The sequence below is a fragment of the Pseudomonas sp. ACM7 genome, from assembly GCF_004136015.1.
Taxonomy (GTDB): Bacteria; Pseudomonadota; Gammaproteobacteria; order Pseudomonadales; family Pseudomonadaceae; genus Aquipseudomonas; species Aquipseudomonas frigoris.
On sequence record NZ_CP024866.1, the window covers coordinates 845,579 to 863,884 of the forward strand.

Here is an 18,306-nt window from a genome sequence, read left to right on the forward strand (position 1 = left end):
TTATAACTGCTGCAAATGCCCATAAAGCTTGGCGTACAACCCCCCATCAGCAATCAACTGCTGATGGTCGCCATCCTCGGCAATCTGCCCGCCATCAAACACCAGCACCCGATCAGCCTGCTTCACCGCTGACAACCGGTGCGCAATGATCAGCGTGGTGCGGTTGCTCAAGAACCGCGCCAACGCCTGGTGCAGGTTGTATTCGGTGGCGGCATCCAGCGCTGAGGTGGCTTCGTCGAGGATCACCACCTTGGGTTCGGCCAGCACCATCCGCGCAATCGCCAGGCGTTGGCGTTGCCCGCCGGATAACCGCACGCCGGAACGTCCGACGATGCTGTCCAGGCCGTTGGGCAACTCACGAACCGTGTGGTGCAACTGAGCAATCTCCAAAGCCTGCCAGCAGGCTTCGTCGCTGCGTTCGCGGCCCATGGTCAGGTTGGCGCGGATGGTGTCGTTGAACAGCGCCGGATGTTGCAGGACCACGGCGACGTTCTCCCGCACGGTTTCCAGGCCGATCTCTTGCTGGGTCGAGCCGCCGAAGCGGATCGTCCCGGCGAGCGGCGTGTACAGGCCCAGCAGCAACTGCACCAAGGTACTTTTGCCACCACCGCTGGCGCCGACAATCGCGACTTTTTCGCCGGGGGCGATCGACAGGTTCATCTGGTTCAACACCAGCTCGTCGCCGTAACCGAAACTCAATCCCTGGACTTCGATGCCAACGGTTTCGCGACCGTTGAACGGGTCGACACCGCCCGGGTATTCAGGCTCATCGGCCCGGGCCAGCAACTCGTTGATCCGCGACAGTGCGCCGCCGGCCGCGTAATAGGCGTACTGCAGATTCAGCAGCTGTTCCACCGGACCGATCATGAACCACAGGTAGCTGAACACCGCCAGCATCTGGCCGATGGACAGGTCGGAAAACAGCACGGTGAGCATCGCCGCCGCACGGAAAATATCGATGCCGAACTGGAACAGCAAGCCGCTGGCACGGTTCGAGGCATCGGTTTTCCACTGCGAGTTCACCGCGTAATCGCGCACTTCCCGGGCGCGTTGACCCAGGCGTCCAAGGAAAAATCCCTGACGGTTGCCGGCGCGTACTTCCTGAATGGAGTCGAGGGTTTCGGTCAGCGCCTGGGTGAAGCGCGAGGTGCTGTCGTTCTCGAGTTTCTTCAGGTGCTTGACCCGTTTGCCCAACTGCACCGTGGCATAGATCACCAACGGGTTGAACAGCAGGATCAGCAACGCCAGCTTCCAGTGCATCCACATCAGGATGGAGGCGGTGCCGACCAGGGTCAGCATGGCCACAAGGAAACGACTGAGGGTTTCGCCAACGAATTTGTCCAGCGTGTCCAGGTCGGTCACCAGGTGGGTGGTGACCGTGCCGCTGCCCAGGCTTTCGTATTCACCCAGCGAAATGCGCTTGAGCCGTTCAATCAGGCGCACGCGAATGCGGTACACGATGTCCTTGGCCAGCGCCGCAAACAATCGCGCCTGCACGACGTTGAACAGCAAAGCGGCGCAACGCAGTCCCAGCGTCACCAGCAGCATCAGGCCGATGTAACCTGCGGCTTTCTGCCAGTTTTCGGGCAGCGCGTGATTCATGATCTTCAGCGCGGCGTCACCGTGGCCCAGTAGCACTTCGTCCACCAGCAACGGCAGGAGCAAGGGAATTGGTACGCTACACAGGGTTGCCAACACCGCCACGCCGTTGGCGATCCAAAGGGATTTCTTGTGATGCAGCGCCAGGCGACGGATTTCTGCCCAGCTCAGACGGTCGACACGTGAAGGAGCTGGCGCGTCGTCGGGCAGATCATGCACAGGCAGCGCGCTCCAGCCAGCGGCCGAGCAACGGAGACAATACGCTGAGGGGCTGATAGCCATTGGTCAACAGCGCCAATTGACCATCACGCTCAGCCAGTAAGGTAGGGAAACCGGCAATGCCCAGGTCCTGGACCCAGGTGAAATCAGCCGCCGTCGCGGCGTGCTGATCGGCACGGTCGAACGCGGCGGCGAACTCGATACGCGGCAGACCGGCCTGCTCCGCCAGCTCCACCAGAACACTGGCGTGTGTGACGTCGCGACCTTCGGCGTAAAACGCGTGCTGAATCAGCCCGAGCAGTTTCCACGCGCAATCCGGCGCCAGGCTGCGCGCGGTCACCAGCGCCCGACAGGCAGGTTCGGTGTCGTAGACAAACCCGTCGGGCAACGCACCTTCCAGCTTGAACGGTTGGCCAGTCGCCTCGTTGACCGCCTGCCAATGCTCAAGGATATAGCGCCGGGTGGTCGGCTCCAGCGCGGAGCCGCTGCCGGTACGCAAACCGCCCACCACCAGGTGCACGTCCACCCCCGCTGCTTGCGCCTGCTCGACCAGCGCGTTGGCCACCGGCGCGAAGCCCCAGCACCAGGAACACATCGGATCCATCACATAGAGCAGGCGTTGTGCAGACATGGTTCAAGCCTCGGAAGGAGTTTGCTTGTAGTTGTAGCCGATCGGGTGAGGTAGGTTGCGAGCCTTGGCCAGTTCGATCTGCTTTTGCCGGTCGATGGCACTGCGACGGGTCTTCTCGCTCAGCTTATCCCAGCAATGCGGGCAACTGATGCCGGCCACGTAGTGCTCGGATGTGCGGTCGGAGGCGCTGATCGGTGTACGACAGGCATGACATTGATCGTAGTCGCCTTCGCTGAGGTCGTGGCGCACGGTCACACGGTTGTCGAACACGAAACAGTCGCCCTGCCATTTGGTTTCTTCCTGCGGCACCTCTTCGAGGTACTTCAGAATGCCGCCCTTGAGGTGATAGACCTCGTCGAAACCCTGGCTGAGCATATAGCTCGACGCCTTTTCACAACGAATGCCGCCGGTGCAGAACATCGCGACTTTCTTGTGCACGGCCGGGTCGAAGTTGGCTTTGATGTAGTCGGGGAACTCGCGAAAACTGGTGGTCTTCGGGTCGATGGCGCCTTCAAAAGTGCCGATCGAGACTTCGTAATCGTTACGGGTGTCGATCAACAGCACTTGCGGATCGCTGATCAGCGCGTTCCAGTTCTCTGGATCGACGTAGGTGCCGACCTTCTTGTTCGGATCCACGCCTTCGACGCCGAGGGTGACGATTTCTTTCTTGAGTTTGACCTTGGTGCGATAGAACGGCTGGTCGTCGCAGTACGACTCTTTGTGGTCGATGTCGTCCATGCGCGGGTCGTTCTTGAGCCATGCCATCAGCCCGTCAATACCTTCGCGGCTGCCGGACACGGTGCCGTTGATGCCTTCTTCGGCGATCAGCAGCGTGCCTTTGATGCCGTTGTCGACCATCGCTTGCAGCAGCGGCTCGCGCAAGGCGACGTAATCTTCCAGAGTGACGAACTTATACAGTGCCGCCACGACAATCTGTTGTGTCATGGGTGATTCTCCAGGTGGCTACCCTCGTAAGGGGTGAACCGGATGCGAAAAAAAACGCGCCGGGTGAGCGGCGCGTTGCGGATTCTAGCAAAAAACCGATGCTTAATGCTTGCTGCCGCCAGCACAGGTCGGCGAGGCCGGAGCCGCGTCGATCTGTGCCCATTCCTCTGGCGTGTAGGTATGCAGCGCCAACGCATGGAACTCGCCCATCAGCTCGCCGAGCGTGCCGTAGACTTTCTGGTGACGCTTGACGCGGTTGAGCCCTTCGAACTGCTGGCTGACCACCACGGCCTTGAAGTGGGTCTGCAACCCACGGCTGTGCATGTGGCTTTCATCCAGCACTTGCAGATGCTGCGGCTGCAACAAGCCCAGCGTCGATTCGATGCGTTGTTGCATGGTCATACCGAACTCCGCTTAGGGCTTTTTCTTGGCTGGAGCAGCGGCGCCTTTAGGCTCCAGCTCGGCCGTCATGTCAGCCAGCAGTTTGTTGACCACAGGCACGGCGCTTTCCAGCTTGGCTTGAGTCATCTGGGCCGATTGCTGAGTCAGCTGCGGCATTTTTTCCAGGACTTTCTTGCCCAGTGGCGACTGGTAGAACGCGACCAGGTCTTTCAGCTCGGATTCGCTGAAGTTGGTGGTGTAGAGCTTGACCATGTCCGGCTTCAGCTTGTTCCAGCCAATGGCTGCGTCCAGCGCGGCATTGGCTTTGGCCTGGTAGGTTTCCAGCAAGGCTTTTTTCGATTCAGGGGCTTTGGTCTGTTCAAAGCGCTGAGCGAACATTTGCTGCACTTGCATGTACACCGGAGTGCCCAATTTGTCAGCGTGCGCCAGGGTCAGGAAAGCTTCGGCACTGGCGTTGTGGCTGGCGGTATCGGCAAAAACAGGGCCGCTGGCGCAAACCAGTGCAACCGCGGTACAGATGGCACGAAGACGAGTCATCGAGTTTCCTTTTCTAGCAGGCGAGGTAAAACCCCAAGGGCGTCCATTCTGCGCCTAAAAAACTGTGTGGCTCAACCCCAAGCCTTGTCGGGCCTGATTTAGAGGGGTTGAACGGTCAAATTCCAGACTGATGGAACCACGACCGGCGATCACGGCCTAAACTGCGCTATCAGACCTACAGGAGTGTGCATGATGAGCCGAATCGAAACCGACAGCCTTGGCCAGGTGGAAGTCCCGGATGAAGCCTACTGGGGCGCTCAGACGCAACGCTCGCTGATTAACTTCGCGATCGGCAACGAACGCATGCCGCTGGCAGTGCTGCATGCCCTGGCGCTGATCAAGAAAGCCGCGGCGCGGGTCAATGACCGCAACGGCGACCTGCCCGCCGACATCGCCCGACTGATTGAACAGGCCGCCGACGAAGTGCTCGACGGCAGCCACGACGACCAGTTCCCGCTGGTGGTCTGGCAGACCGGCAGCGGCACCCAGAGCAACATGAACGTCAATGAAGTGATCGCCGGTCGCGCCAACGAACTGGCCGGTAAAGCTCGCGGCGGCAAGTCGCCGGTTCACCCTAACGATCACGTCAATCGCTCCCAGAGTTCCAACGACTGTTTCCCGACCGCCATGCACATCGCGGCAGCCCAGGCCGTGCAACAGCAATTGCTGCCGGCGATCAGCGAACTGTCCGGCGGATTGGCCGAGCTGGCGGCGCGGCACATGAAACTGGTCAAGACCGGTCGCACCCACATGATGGACGCGACGCCGATTACCTTCGGTCAGGAACTGTCGGCGTTCATCGCGCAGCTGGATTACGCCGAACGGGCGATCCGCAGCGCGCTGCCGGCCGTCTGTGAACTGGCCCAGGGCGGCACCGCGGTCGGCACCGGGCTGAACTCGCCCCACGGTTTTGGCGAAGCCATCGCTGCCGAACTGGCCGCCCTCTCCGGCCTGCCGTTCGTCACCGCACCCAACAAATTCGCCGCCCTGGCTGGCCATGAGCCGCTGACCACGCTGTCCGGCGCGCTGAAAACCCTCGCCGTGACCCTGATGAAAATCGCCAACGACCTGCGCCTGCTGGGCTCCGGGCCGCGAGCAGGCTTCGCCGAAGTGAAACTGCCGGCCAACGAACCGGGCAGCTCGATCATGCCGGGCAAGGTCAACCCGACTCAGTGCGAAGCCCTGTCGATGCTGGCTTGTCAGGTCTTGGGCAACGACGTCGCCATTGGTTTTGCAGCGAGTCAGGGCCATTTGCAATTGAACGTGTTCAAACCGGTGATCATCCACAACCTGCTGCAATCGATCCGCCTGCTCGGCGACGGCTGCAGTAACTTCCAGCAGCACTGCATCGCCGGCCTGGAACCGGATGCAGAGAAAATGGCTGAACATCTGGAGCGTGGGTTGATGCTGGTGACGGCGCTGAATCCGCACATTGGATATGACAAATCGGCAGAGATCGCCAAAAAGGCTTACGCCGAAGGGCTGACCTTGCGTGAGGCGGCGTTGCAGTTGGGGTATCTGACGGATGAAGAGTTTGATGCGTGGGTGCGGCCGGAGAATATGATTGAGGCCGGTGCCAAGGGCTGAGTTGTGTAGTGCCTGACAGTCAGCTTTCGCGAGCAAGCCCGCTCCCACAAGGGACCGCATTCTTCTGATAGAACGCGGTTAAATGTGGGAGCGGGCTTGCTCGCGAAGAACGATAACGCAGTTTAACTGGCGGCCATCTTCATTCGCCGCGCTCTGAGCCCCGCAATCAACGACGGCCCTAACGCCACCAGCGCCGACCCCAGCACCACCAGCACCGCCCCGCCATACCCCAGACCATTGATCGTCTCGGCATGCACATAGTCCGGCCACAACCACGCCGCCACGGCCACCGCAGCAAACGTCACCAACGGCGTAATCGCCAGCGTCGCACTGACCCGCGATGCCTCCCAATGGGCCAAAGCCTCGGCAAACGCGCCATAAGCAATCAGCGTATTCATGCAGCACGCCAGCAGTAGCCAGCCTTGCAGCGGACTCAGTTGCAGCGCTTCCAGCGGGTGCACCCACGGCGTCAACAACAGTGCGCAGAACAGATAGATCACCATCATGACCTGAAACGAATTCCACACCGTGAGCAATTGCTTCTGGCCCAAGGCGTAAAACGTCCAGACCGTGGATGCCAACAGCACCAACAACACGCCGGCGGTGTAATCGGTCAGCGAGGTCAGTAACTCGGCCAGGCGCTGATTGAAAAACAGGGCAAAGCCGATCAACAGCACCAGCAGGCCAATCCCCTGCCCCACGCTGAACCGTTCCTTGAACACAAACAGACTGGCGATCAGCAACATGATCGGGCCCATCTGCACCACCAGTTGCGCGGTGCCGGGGCTAAGCAGGTTCAGGCCCATCAGGTACAGCACGTAGTTGCCCACCAGGCCGAGCACCGCCATCAACACCAACCAGCCACCACGCGGCCCGAGCACCTTGCGGCTCGGCAGGCGTTTGGTCGCCGCCAGATAAATGAACAGGCACCCGCCGGATACGATCAGTCGAAACCAGGTCACCGTCACCGGGTCCATCACCAGCAGCACTTGCTTGAGTTTGATCGGCAGGATTCCCCACAGCAGCGCGGTCACCAAGGCCAGGAACAGACCGTAAACCCAGCGACCCGATGAAATGTGCATTGCGAACCCCGAAGCCAAGTGGCGAGAAAGGTCATTCTAGGCTTAGCGCCGTTCGGCACACAGGGACAGTTGGGCGTTGGCCGCGAATGAAACTGTGCTGGTCGCACCATTAAATTGGCGCTATGCCGTCGATCGGTTGGCCAGGCGTTGCAAGTGGTTCATGCATAAGCTCATGGGATTCGCCAACAGGAACATTCCTCAGGAGATCGCCATGTACGGCAAACGCGCGCAGGACAATGCCCCCGCCACGCACTTTCGCTGTGACCGGGTGTGTCGTGTGAATGGGGATTTGTATTTCAGCACCCGGGAAAACACCCTGGAGGGGCCGTTTGAAAATCCGGAGAAGTTGGCGCGGGAGGTACAGGCTTACATCGAGCGGATGCTGCTTTTGCGGATGAGCCTATAGACCGCGGCGCTGCCTTCGCGAGCAAGCCCGCTCCCACATTGGATCTATGCCGCACACTAGATCCCTGTGGGAGCGGGCTTGCTCGCGAAAGCGGTTAATCAGCCAACACAAATCGCCCAGACTTAACGCACCGCTTCAAACAACCCGGTCGCCCCCATCCCGCCACCCACACACATGGTGACGATGCCGTAACGCACGTTGCGGCGCTGCAATTCACGCACGAGATGCCCGACCTGACGCGAACCGGTCATGCCGAACGGATGGCCGATGGAAATCGAGCCGCCATTGACGTTGTACTTGTCGTTATCGATCTCCAACCGAATGCGGCTGTACAGGCATTGCGAGGCGAACGCTTCGTTGAGTTCCCACAGATCAATGTCGGCAACCCGCAAACCCTTGGCCTTGAGCAACTTCGGCACCGAGAACACCGGACCGATGCCCATTTCATCCGGCTCGCAACCGGCCACGGTGAAACCACGGAAGAACGCCTTAGGCTTCAACCCCAGTTCCAGTGCTTTTTCCAGGCTCATCACCAGCGTCATCGACGCGCCATCGGACAGCTGCGAAGAATTGCCCGCCGTCACCGAACCGTCTTCGGCAAACACCGGTTTCAATCCCGCCAGGCTTTCCAGAGTGGTGCCCGGGCGATTGCAGTCATCGTGATCGACGATGCCGTCAAGGATCTGCACCTGACCGGTGGCCTTGTCTTCAACCCGATACTTCACCGCCATCGGCACGATTTCGTCGTCAAACAATCCAGCGGCCTGAGCCTGAGCGGTACGTTGCTGACTTTGCAGCGCGTACAGATCCTGTTCTTCGCGGCGGACGTCGTAACGACGAGCGACGATTTCGGCCGTCTGGCCCATCGGGAAATAGATGCCTGGCACTTGCTCTTTGAGCAGCGGGTTGATTAGGTTGTCGGTGTTGATGCTTTTCATGGTCAGGCTGATGGACTCGACGCCACCGGCGACGATGATGTCGCTGCAACCCGAAGCAATCTGGTTGGCGGCGATGGCGATCGCCTGCAAGCCCGACGAGCAAAAACGGTTGAGGGTCATGCCGGCAGTGCCGGTGCCCAGGCGCGACAGCACCGCGATGTTGCGACCGATGTTGAAACCCTGGCCACCTTCATTGGAACCGGCACCGACGATGCAATCCTCGACGCTGGCCGGATCGATGCCCGAGCGCGCCAGCAGCGCATTGACGCAATGGGCCGCCATGTCGTCCGGACGGGTCAGGTTGAACTTGCCGCGAAAGGATTTGGCCAGGCCGGTCCGCACGCTGTCGACGATCACCACTTCACGCATGGCATACCTCATTGTTGTTGTCGGTTGAGAGTGGACCGAGCATAAGTCCACTGCATTACCGACCGCGACAATCATTCACCCCGCGTATGCGCAACCATCGCTCACTTGTTGTGCTGTTTCACTTTCCTGTCGTGTTTGTCGGATTTTTCAAACGCCTCTTCCAGCGCCAGATTGATGGTGCGCAGGACTTTGACCCGCGCCCAGCGCTTGTCATTGGCTTCCACCAGTGTCCAGAGCGAAATCTCGGTGCTGGTGCGATCAACCATGTCGCCGACCGCCGCGCGGTAATCGTCCCATTTGTCACGATTGCGCCAGTCATCTTCGGTAATCTTGAAACGCTTGAAGGGGATTTCTTCCCGGGCCTGGAAACGCTCCAGTTGCGTCTGCTTGTCGATGGCCAGCCAGAACTTGACCACGATCACTCCGGCCTCAGCGATCTGCTCTTCGAAATCATTGATTTCACTGTAGGCCCGTAACCAGTCCGCCGGTGGACAGAAGCCTTCGATGCGCTCCACCAGCACCCGCCCGTACCACGAACGATCGAACACCGTGAACTTGCCCTTGGCCGGGATGTGCCGCCAGAACCGCCATAGATAAGGTTGCGCACGTTCCTCTTCGGTGGGCGCGGCAATCGGCACGATGCTGTACTGACGCGGATCGAGGGCCGCCGCAACCCGGCGGATCGCCCCGCCCTTGCCAGCCGCATCATTGCCTTCGAACACCGCCACCAGGGCGTGCCGACGCATGCGTTTGTCGCGCATCAGGCCGGAAAATCGCGCCTGCTCGGTAATCAATTGTTCTTCGTAATCGTCCTTGTCCAGACTCTGAGTCAAATCCAGGCTGTCGAGCAGGTTCATCTGATCGACACTGATGGGCAACGGCGCGGCATTGACCTTGCCGGGATGGATCTCGGGACGCTTCAGAGCATTTTGCAGGCCTTCGAGCAGGATCTTGCCCACCGCCAGGCTGCGGTAATGGGCGTCCACCCCTTCGATCACATGCCAAGGCGCGTAGTCGCGGCTGGTACGGCGCAACACGCGTTCGCCGTACTTCACGAATTTGTCGTAGGTTTTCGATTGTTGCCAGTCCAGTGGACTGATGCGCCAACTGTGCAGCGGGTCATCCGCCAGGGCCTTGAGCCGCGCCTTCATTTGCTTTTTGGAGAGGTGGAACCAGAACTTGAAGATCAGCGCACCTTCGTCGCAGAGCATTTTTTCAAAGCGCTCGGACTGGTTGATCGCCTGATCCAGCACCGGGTCCTTGAACAAGCCATGAACCCGGCCTTGCAGCATCTGGCTGTACCAGTTGCCGAAGAAAATCCCCATGCGGCCCTTGGCCGGGAGCATCCGCCAGTAGCGCCAGGCCGGTGGCCGAGCCAGCTCTTCGTCGGTCTGCTGATCGAACGTGCGGACCTCAATCAAGCGTGGGTCCATCCATTCGTTAAGCAACTTGACCGTCTCGCCCTTGCCGGCGCCTTCGATGCCATTGATCAGAATGATCACCGGAAAGCGGCGCTGCTGGTGAAGTTCGAACTGCGCTTCGAGCAAGGCTTCACGCAGGGCCGGTTCTTCGGCGTCGTAGGTTTCTTTGTCGATGGCGTGACCGATTTCGGCAGATTCGAACATGGGACGGCTCCTTCCAGGATTGAGCAAGACTAGCGGATTGAGTTGTTTTCCGTGGGAGAAATCCCTTACTTCGCAGCAACGATAGCGTCTTGTAGCAGCTGCCGAAGGCTGCGTTCGATCGCGCAGCGGTCGCAAAATCAGCCGATGCATTTTTTCAGGTAAAACGTGAACTCAGGATTTACGACCGCTGCGCGATCGAACGCAGGCTGCGCCAGCTGCTACAGATTTTCAGCGAATCTGCGGGCGCACGCGTTGCCATGGATCAAGCACCGCCCCGGCGATCGGCTAGAATGGCCGCCTTGCCGTTGCCGAGCCTGCCATGAAACCTGTATTGCCCCACGCCCAGCTCGACTGGGACGACCAAGGGCTCCCGCGTTCGCGGGTGTTCGATGATGTGTATTTTTCCGATCTGTCGGGGCTGGACGAAACCCGTTACGTGTTCCTCGAACAGAACGCTTTGCGTGAACGCTTTGCCGCGTTGCCGGTCGGCGGCCGACTGGTGATTGGCGAGACCGGTTTCGGCACCGGGCTGAATTTCCTTTGCGCCTGGCAGCTGTTCGAACAGCACGCGGTGGCCGGGGCGCGACTGCATTTTGTCAGTGTCGAAAAATACCCGCTGAGCCTGCCCGATCTGCAGCGTGCCTTGGCCTTGTGGCCGGAACTCAAACCGTTTGCCGATCAACTGCTGACGCAATACATCGCAATCCACCCAGGCTTCCAGCGCCTGGTGCTGGACAATGGCCGCGTGACCCTGACCCTGCTGATCGGCGATGCCCTGGAACAATTGCCGCAACTGGACGCGCAGATCGACGCCTGGTTTCTCGACGGTTTTGCCCCGGCGAAAAACCCCGACATGTGGACCGCCGAACTGTTCGCCGAACTGGCGCGTCTGGCGGCCCCCGGCTCGACCATCAGCACCTTCACCAGCACCGGTTGGGTGCGCCGTCTGCTGAATGCGGCGGGCTTCAAGATGAAGCGCACGCCCGGCATTGGCCACAAATGGGAAATCCTGCGAGGCGTATTCCTCGGCTGGCCTGAGGAAGTCCCGGTGCCCGCCCTGGCTAAACCGTGGTTTGCGCGTCCAGCGCCGCTGAACGGCGAACGTCGTGCCTTAGTGATCGGCGCCGGCCTGGCCGGTTGCGCCAGCGCCGCCAGCCTCGCTGCGCGCGGCTGGCAAGTGAGCCTTCTGGAGCGTCACGATGCGCTGGCGCAAGAAGCCTCGGGCAATCCTCAGGGCGTTTTGTACCTCAAGCTGTCGGCCCATGGCACCGCGTTGTCGCAGTTGATTGTCAGTGGTTTCGGTCACACCCGGCGCTTGCTCGAACATCTGCAACGGGGCGTCGACTGGGACGATTGCGGGGTCTTGCAACTGGCCTTCAACGCCAAGGAAGCGGAGCGTCAGGCGCAATTGGCCGCCGCCTTTTCGCCAGACCTGGTGCACTTGCTCGATCAACCGCAAGCCCAGTCTCAGGCCGGGATCGCCCTGGAGCACGGCGGATTATTCTTCCCGGAAGGTGGCTGGGTTCATCCGCCGGCGTTGTGCCATTGGCAGGCGTCTTCGGCGAACATCCAGTGGCTGCCCCATCGCGATGTCCTGGAACTGCGCAAGGTTGATGATCAGTGGCAGGCCTGGGACGGTGATGATTTGCTGGCCAGTGCCCCCGTGGTGATCCTGGCCGGCGCCGCCGAGATCAAGCGTTTTCCACACAGCGCCGAGCTGCCCCTCAAGCGCATTCGCGGCCAGATCACCCGACTGGCGCAAACACCCGAAAGCCAGCGCCTGGCCACCGTCGTCTGTGCCGAAGGCTATGTGGCGCCGGCTCGATTGGGCGAACACACCCTCGGCGCCAGCTTCGACTTCAAGAGCGATGACCTGACCCCAACCCTCGCCGAACACCTCGGCAACCTGGCCTTGCTCAAGGAAATCTCCCCCGACCTGGCCACGCGACTGCATGCTCAGGCACTGGACCCGCAACAGCTTGAAGGACGCGCCGCGTTCCGCTGCACCAGTCCGGACTACCTGCCGATCGTTGGCCCGTTGGCCGAACCAGCGGCCTTCGCCGATGCCTACGCCGTATTGAGCAAGGACGCCCGGCAAGTACCGGACATTCCCTGCCCCTGGCTTGAGGGTTTTTACGTCAACAGCGGCCACGGTTCTCGCGGCTTGATCACCGCGCCACTGTCAGGTGAATTGCTGGCGGCATGGATCGAAAACGAGCCTTTTCCGCTGCCCAGAGCGGTCGCTGAGGCCTGCCATCCCAACCGTTTTGCCGTGCGCCAGTTGATCCGCGGAAAAGTCTGACGGCGCGACTTATAACTTATCGGTCTAAAACTCCGGGGATTCAGCCGGGTCAGTTTCTGAGTACCCGCCGTTTTTGGCGCGGTATCGATTGACCCTCCCCAACGGAAAAACCGGTAAGGAATTTATGTGCGGATTAGCTGGCGAGTTACGTTTTGATCATCAACCTGCAGACCTTGCAGCCATTGAGCGAATCACCCATCACCTGGCCCCTCGCGGCCCTGACGCATGGGGCTTTCATGCCCAAGGGCCGATTGCCCTGGGCCATCGTCGCCTGAAAATCATGGACCTGTCGGACGGCTCGGCGCAGCCGATGGTCGACAACCAATTGGGCTTGTCCCTGGCTTTCAACGGCGCGATCTACAACTTCCCGGAACTGCGCACCGAGCTTGAAAGCCTCGGTTATGCCTTCTATTCCGGTGGTGACACCGAAGTGCTACTCAAGGGCTATCACGCCTGGGGCGAAGCCTTGCTGCCCAAGCTCAACGGCATGTTCGCCTTCGTCATTTGGGAGCGCGATGCCAAACGCCTGTTCATCGCCCGCGATCGTCTGGGCGTGAAGCCGCTGTACCTGTCGCGCACCGGCCAGCGCCTGCGCTTTGCCTCGGCGTTGCCGGCGCTGCTCAAGGGCGGCGACATCAACCCGATCCTCGATCCGGTGGCGCTCAATCATTATCTGAATTTCCACGCTGTGGTCCCGGCCCCGCGCACCTTGCTGGCCGGCATCGAAAAACTGCCACCGGCGACCTGGATGCGCATCGAAGCGGACGGCACCACCGAGCAGAAAACCTGGTGGACCCTGCCCTACGGCCCACACGCCGACGAGATGAATCTGACACTCGAAGACTGGCGGGACCGTGTACTCGACAGCACCCGTGACGCGGTGGCGATCCGTCAACGTGCGGCGGTCGATGTGGGTGTCCTGCTTTCGGGCGGGGTCGATTCGAGCCTGCTGGTCGGTCTGTTGCGTGAAGTTGGTGTTGAAAACCTGTCGACCTTCTCCATCGGTTTTCAGGATGCCGGCGGCGAGCGCGGCGACGAGTTCCAGTATTCGGACCTGATCGCCAAGCACTACGGCACGCAGCATCACCAATTGCGCATCGACGAAAAAGAGATCATTGAGCAACTGCCTGCGGCGTTCCGCGCCATGAGCGAGCCGATGGTCAGCCATGACTGCATTGCTTTCTATCTGCTGTCCCGCGAAGTGGCCAAGCATTGCAAAGTGGTGCAGAGCGGCCAGGGTGCAGACGAGTTGTTCGCCGGTTATCACTGGTATCCACAAGTCGACGGTGCCGATGATGCGTACGCCGCCTATCGCGATGCGTTTTTCGACCGCAGCTACGACGACTACGCCGCTACCGTGCAGCCGAAATGGCTGACAGCGAATGACGCCGCTGGCGACTTTGTGAAGGAACATTTCGCACAGCCCGGTGCCGATGCAGCGGTGGACAAAGCCCTGCGTCTGGACAGCACGATCATGCTGGTGGACGACCCGGTCAAACGCGTCGACAACATGACCATGGCCTGGGGTCTGGAAGCGCGTACGCCGTTTCTCGACTATCGCCTGGTGGAATTGTCGGCGCGCGTGCCGGGCAAGTTCAAACTGCCGGATGGCGGCAAGCAAGTCTTGAAAGAAGCCGCACGGTTGGTGATTCCGAGTGAAGTGATCGATCGCAAAAAAGGTTACTTCCCGGTCCCTGGACTGAAGCATTTGCAGGGCGACACGCTGAACTGGGTGCGCGAACTGCTGCTTGATCCGAGTCAGGATCGCGGCCTGTTCAAGCCAGAGATGCTCGATCGCCTGCTGACCGATCCGCAAGGCCAGCTGACTCCGTTGCGCGGTTCCAAGCTGTGGCAATTGGCGGCCCTGAATCTGTGGCTCAGTGAACAAGGAATCTGATCGATGAAACCCCACGCCACGGCCTACAGCCAACGCTTGTTGCGCGGTCAGGCGCCCTCTTACGAACGCTTGCAGGCCCGCCTGGCCGAAGACGGCAGTGAATTGGGCGCCGCACCGATCGCCGTGCATTGCGGTTGGGGCCGGTTGCTGATCGGCCACACCTTTCCGGATGCGGCGAGCCTGGCCCAAGAGCTGCTCAACGAGCAGACCGGTGAACGCGACATCGCCCTGTACGTGGCTGCGCCTCAGCAAGTGTTGGGGTTGGAGCCGGCCCAGTTGTTTCTCGACCCGTCCGACACCTTGCGCCTGTGGTTCAGTGACTACCGCCAGTCCACTCGGGTGTTTCGCGGTTTTCGCATCCGCAGGGCCCAGAGTGATGCGGACTGGCAGGCGATCAATCAGCTATATCAGTTGCGCGGCATGCTGCCGATCGACGCGAGTCTGCTGACCCCGCGTCATCAGGGTGGGCCCGTCTATTGGCTGGCCGAAGATGAGGACAGCGGCGCGATCATCGGCAGCGTCATGGGCCTCAACCATCACAAGGCGTTCAACGATCCAGAGAACGGCAGCAGCCTGTGGTGCCTGGCGGTCGATCCGCAATGTTCACGACCGGGTGTCGGTGAAGTGTTGGTGCGGCATTTGATCGAGCACTTCATGAGCCGTGGGCTGAGTTACCTGGACCTGTCAGTGCTGCACGACAACCAGCAGGCGAAAAGTCTTTACGCCAAGCTGGGGTTTCGCAACCTGTCGACCTTCGCCATCAAGTGCAAAAACGGCATCAATCAGCCGTTGTTTCTGGGCCCGGGTCCCGAGGCCGAGTTCAATCCTTATGCACGAATCATCGTCGAGGAAGCTCACCGTCGCGGCATCGATGTACAAGTCGATGACGCCGACGCCGGGATGTTCACCCTCAGCCATGGCGGGCGCAGAGTGCGTTGCCGAGAATCCCTCAGCGACTTGACCAGCGCCATCAGCATGACGTTGTGCCAGGACAAAAGCCTGACGCACAAAGTGCTCAAGGCCGCCGGCCTGAACCTGCCGTCGCAGCAACTGGCCGGCAACGCCGATGACAATCTGGCGTTTCTCGACGAGCACGAACGGGTGGTGGTCAAACCCCTGGATGGCGAACAGGGCCAAGGCGTCGCGGTGGATTTACGGAGTATCGAAGAGGTCCAGCAAGCCATCGAATCTGCCCGCCGGTTCGACAGTCGAGTGCTGCTGGAGAGTTTCCACGAAGGCCTCGATTTGCGGGTTCTGGTGATCGGTTTTGAGGTGGTCGCCGCGGCCATTCGCCGACCGGCAGAAGTGGTGGGCGATGGTCAGCATTCCATCGGTGCGCTGATCGAAGCCCAGAGCCGGCGTCGTCAGGCGGCTACCAGCGGTGAAAGCAAAATCCCGCTGGACCATGAGACCGAGCGCACCTTGGCAGCGGCGGGTTATGACTACAGCAGTATTCTGCCGGCGGGCGAGCATCTGTTCGTACGGCGTACGGCGAATCTTCACACCGGCGGGATTCTTGAGGACGTCACGGCGATTCTGCATCCGACCTTGGTGGATGCGGCGGTGCGTGCAGCACGGGCATTGGACATTCCGATGGTCGGGCTCGACCTGATGGTGCCTGCCGCCGATCAGCCGGAGTATGTGTTTATCGAAGCCAATGAACGTGCCGGGTTGGCTAACCATGAGCCGCAGCCGACGGCTGAGCGGTTTGTGGACTTGTTGTTTCCGTACAGTCAGCCGGCAGTTTCTTAATGATGTAGTGCCTGGACTGGCGCCTTCGCGAGCAAGCCCGCTCCCACATTTGACCGCATTCCCCTGTGGGAGCGGCGGTGCGGCGATCCGACTTGCTCGCGAAGGCGGCCTGACAGGCACACAGATTCTTTCCCTTCATCGAAACCATCGATGGCCTCAACTCATCAGGAGTTTCCATGACCAGCAAAATTCCCGAACCGGATCTGAACTACCTGCAAAAAGTCCTGCTGGAAATGCTCGCCATTCCCAGCCCGACCGGGTTCACCGACACCATCGTGCGTTACGTCGCCGAACGGCTTGAAGAACTGGGCATTCCCTTTGAGATGACCCGTCGCGGCACCATCCGCGCCACCCTCAAGGGCAAGAAAAACAGCCCGGATCGGGCGGTCTCCGCTCACCTCGACACCATCGGCGCGGCGGTTCGCGCGATCAAGGACAACGGTCGTCTGACCCTGGCGCCTGTCGGCTGCTGGTCCAGCCGTTTTGCCGAGGGCAGCCGGGTCAGCCTGTTTACCGACAACGGCGTGATCCGTGGCAGCGTGCTGCCGCTGATGGCTTCCGGGCATGCCTTCAATACCGCCGTGGATGAAATGCCGATCAGTTGGGATCACATCGAATTGCGCCTGGACGCCTATTGCGCCACGCGTGCCGATTGCGACTCTCTTGGGATCAGCGTTGGTGATTTTGTCGCCTTCGACCCTTTACCGGAGTTCACCGAAAGCGGCCACATCAGCGCCCGACATCTCGATGACAAGGCCGGCGTTGCCGCATTGCTGGCGGCATTGAAAGCGATCGTCGACAGTGGCGAAGAGCTGATGATCGACTGCCATCCGCTGTTCACCATCACCGAGGAAACCGGCAGCGGCGCCGCGGCGGCATTGCCTTGGGACGTCAGCGAATTCGTCGGCATCGACATTGCCCCGGTCGCGCCGGGTCAGCATTCCAGCGAACACGCGGTGAGCGTGGCAATGCAGGATTCCGGTGGACCTTACGACTATCACCTGTCGCGGCATCTGCTGCGCCTGGCCAGTGACAACGAATTGCCAGTGCGCCGTGACCTGTTCCGCTATTACTTCAGCGATGCCCATTCGGCGGTCACTGCCGGGCATGACATTCGCACCGCCCTGCTCGCCTTCGGCTGCGACGCCACTCACGGCTACGAACGCACCCACATCGACAGCCTCGCCGCCCTCAGCCGCCTGCTCGGCGCCTACATTCTGAGTCCGCCGGTGTTTGCCAGCGATGCTCAACCGGCCAAGGGTTCACTGGACCGCTTCAGTCATCAGATCGAACATGAGACGCAGATGGAAAGCGATACGCGGGTGCCGTCGGTGGATAGTCTCGTAGGGCAGCGTAACGATAGCTAAGCGAACGCAAAACTGTAGGAGCTGCCGCAGGCTGCGATCTTTCGATTTTCAGCGATGCAACTGACACCAAAGATCAAAAGATCGCAGCCTGCGGCAGCTCCTACTGGTCCTGTGCGTTCAACAGCCGTAGCATCGCGCCATTGTTTAGCCGAGGTGCCTATGCTGATCCCCCACGACCAACTTGAAGTCGACACCCTCACCCGCCTGATCGAGGATTTCGTGACCCGTGACGGTACGGACAACGGCGATGATACGCCGCTGGAAACCCGTGTTCTGCGTGTTCGCCAGGCATTGACCAAGGGCCAGGCACTGATTGTCTTCGACCCGGAAAGCGAGCAATGCCAGTTGATGCTCAAGCACGATGTGCCCAAGCACCTGTTCGACTGAGGCCTCAGCGTCCTTTATTTTTCGCCAGTTTGACCTGGATGCGGTCGTAGACCTCGGCCCGGTGCACGTTGACGTTTTGCGGTGCTTCGACACCGAAGCGCACACTGCCGCCGTTGACGGCAAGAATGCGCACGGAAATGTTGTCACCGATGGAAATCAACTCGCCCACAACGCGACTGAGTACAAGCATGGCATTCGTCCTTCAGGGTTATCGAACCCTGAAGATGCCCTGCACTCAGCGGACCTACAATGCGACAGCAG

At 60.4% G+C, this 18,306-nt stretch carries 16 protein-coding genes; 7 read left to right on the forward strand and 9 right to left on the reverse strand.

Features of this window, described 5'->3' with window-relative positions; translation table 11 throughout:
* From CUN63_RS04055 to CUN63_RS04075, 5 genes are all read right to left on the reverse strand, one after another.
* Complete coding sequence (locus CUN63_RS04055) at positions 1 to 1,818, reverse strand: ABC transporter ATP-binding protein (RefSeq protein WP_129437367.1); 1,818 nt, start codon at positions 1,816 to 1,818, stop codon at positions 1 to 3.
* Positions 1,811 to 2,413 carry a DsbA family protein gene (locus tag CUN63_RS04060; RefSeq protein WP_178082691.1) on the reverse strand — a complete coding sequence of 201 codons (603 nt, stop codon included), beginning with the start codon at positions 2,411 to 2,413 and terminating at the stop codon, positions 1,811 to 1,813. The genes CUN63_RS04055 and CUN63_RS04060 overlap by 8 nt, the downstream gene beginning before the upstream one ends.
* Before the next feature lie 39 nt (positions 2,414 to 2,452).
* Positions 2,453 to 3,394: a rhodanese-related sulfurtransferase gene (locus CUN63_RS04065; protein ID WP_129437369.1), complete on the reverse strand. Its 942-nt coding sequence runs from the start codon at positions 3,392 to 3,394 to the stop codon at positions 2,453 to 2,455.
* Positions 3,395 to 3,496: 102 nt separating this feature from the next.
* The gene (locus CUN63_RS04070; RefSeq protein ID WP_008151216.1) at positions 3,497 to 3,796 is read right to left on the reverse strand and encodes a BolA family transcriptional regulator; all 300 of its coding nucleotides are present in this window, start codon (positions 3,794 to 3,796) and stop codon (positions 3,497 to 3,499) included.
* A 12-nt stretch (positions 3,797 to 3,808) separates the two neighbouring features.
* Positions 3,809 to 4,333, reverse strand: coding sequence for a DUF2059 domain-containing protein (locus tag CUN63_RS04075; protein ID WP_056742489.1), 525 nt, complete (start codon positions 4,331 to 4,333; stop codon positions 3,809 to 3,811).
* Positions 4,334 to 4,525: 192 nt separating this feature from the next.
* Here CUN63_RS04075 and CUN63_RS04080 point away from each other — a divergent pair, with 192 nt between their 5' ends.
* Positions 4,526 to 5,920, forward strand: a complete 1,395-nt coding sequence (locus CUN63_RS04080) for a class II fumarate hydratase (RefSeq protein ID WP_129445056.1) — start codon at positions 4,526 to 4,528, stop codon at positions 5,918 to 5,920.
* Positions 5,921 to 6,042: 122 nt separating this feature from the next.
* Here the strand turns inward: CUN63_RS04080 and CUN63_RS04085 are convergent, their stop codons facing one another.
* Complete coding sequence (locus tag CUN63_RS04085; protein WP_129437370.1) at positions 6,043 to 7,002, reverse strand: DMT family transporter; 960 nt, start codon at positions 7,000 to 7,002, stop codon at positions 6,043 to 6,045.
* A 211-nt stretch (positions 7,003 to 7,213) separates the two neighbouring features.
* Between CUN63_RS04085 and CUN63_RS04090 the strand changes: the two genes are divergently transcribed.
* Positions 7,214 to 7,408: a DUF6316 family protein gene (locus tag CUN63_RS04090; RefSeq protein WP_033055288.1), complete on the forward strand. Its 195-nt coding sequence runs from the start codon at positions 7,214 to 7,216 to the stop codon at positions 7,406 to 7,408.
* A 122-nt stretch (positions 7,409 to 7,530) separates the two neighbouring features.
* On the opposite strand, the gene CUN63_RS04095 is transcribed toward CUN63_RS04090, so the two are convergent.
* Complete coding sequence (locus tag CUN63_RS04095) at positions 7,531 to 8,715, reverse strand: thiolase family protein (protein ID WP_129437371.1); 1,185 nt, start codon at positions 8,713 to 8,715, stop codon at positions 7,531 to 7,533.
* Positions 8,716 to 8,816: 101 nt separating this feature from the next.
* Positions 8,817 to 10,340 carry a polyphosphate:AMP phosphotransferase gene (gene pap, locus CUN63_RS04100; RefSeq protein WP_129437372.1) on the reverse strand — a complete coding sequence of 508 codons (1,524 nt, stop codon included), beginning with the start codon at positions 10,338 to 10,340 and terminating at the stop codon, positions 8,817 to 8,819.
* 319 nt (positions 10,341 to 10,659) lie between these two features.
* Here pap and mnmC point away from each other — a divergent pair, with 319 nt between their 5' ends.
* The 5 genes from mnmC to CUN63_RS04125 all read left to right on the forward strand — a co-directional run bounded on the left by mnmC (position 10,660) and on the right by CUN63_RS04125 (position 18,045).
* Positions 10,660 to 12,642 carry a bifunctional tRNA (5-methylaminomethyl-2-thiouridine)(34)-methyltransferase MnmD/FAD-dependent 5-carboxymethylaminomethyl-2-thiouridine(34) oxidoreductase MnmC gene (gene mnmC / locus CUN63_RS04105; RefSeq protein WP_129437373.1) on the forward strand — a complete coding sequence of 661 codons (1,983 nt, stop codon included), beginning with the start codon at positions 10,660 to 10,662 and terminating at the stop codon, positions 12,640 to 12,642.
* Between the two features lie 124 nt (positions 12,643 to 12,766).
* Entirely contained in the window at positions 12,767 to 14,539 is a 1,773-nt protein-coding gene (locus CUN63_RS04110) for an N-acetylglutaminylglutamine amidotransferase (RefSeq protein ID WP_129437374.1), read from the forward strand.
* Between the two features lie 3 nt (positions 14,540 to 14,542).
* Positions 14,543 to 16,291, forward strand: coding sequence for an N-acetylglutaminylglutamine synthetase (gene ngg / locus CUN63_RS04115; RefSeq protein ID WP_129437375.1), 1,749 nt, complete (start codon positions 14,543 to 14,545; stop codon positions 16,289 to 16,291).
* A gap of 176 nt (positions 16,292 to 16,467) precedes the next feature.
* Positions 16,468 to 17,658 carry an osmoprotectant NAGGN system M42 family peptidase gene (locus CUN63_RS04120; RefSeq protein WP_129437376.1) on the forward strand — a complete coding sequence of 397 codons (1,191 nt, stop codon included), beginning with the start codon at positions 16,468 to 16,470 and terminating at the stop codon, positions 17,656 to 17,658.
* 159 nt (positions 17,659 to 17,817) lie between these two features.
* Positions 17,818 to 18,045 carry a YheU family protein gene (locus CUN63_RS04125; RefSeq protein WP_003199186.1) on the forward strand — a complete coding sequence of 76 codons (228 nt, stop codon included), beginning with the start codon at positions 17,818 to 17,820 and terminating at the stop codon, positions 18,043 to 18,045.
* Positions 18,046 to 18,049: 4 nt separating this feature from the next.
* Here the strand turns inward: CUN63_RS04125 and csrA are convergent, their stop codons facing one another.
* The gene (gene csrA, locus CUN63_RS04130; protein WP_129437377.1) at positions 18,050 to 18,235 is read right to left on the reverse strand and encodes a carbon storage regulator CsrA; all 186 of its coding nucleotides are present in this window, start codon (positions 18,233 to 18,235) and stop codon (positions 18,050 to 18,052) included.
* Between the last annotated feature and the right edge of the window lie 71 nt (positions 18,236 to 18,306).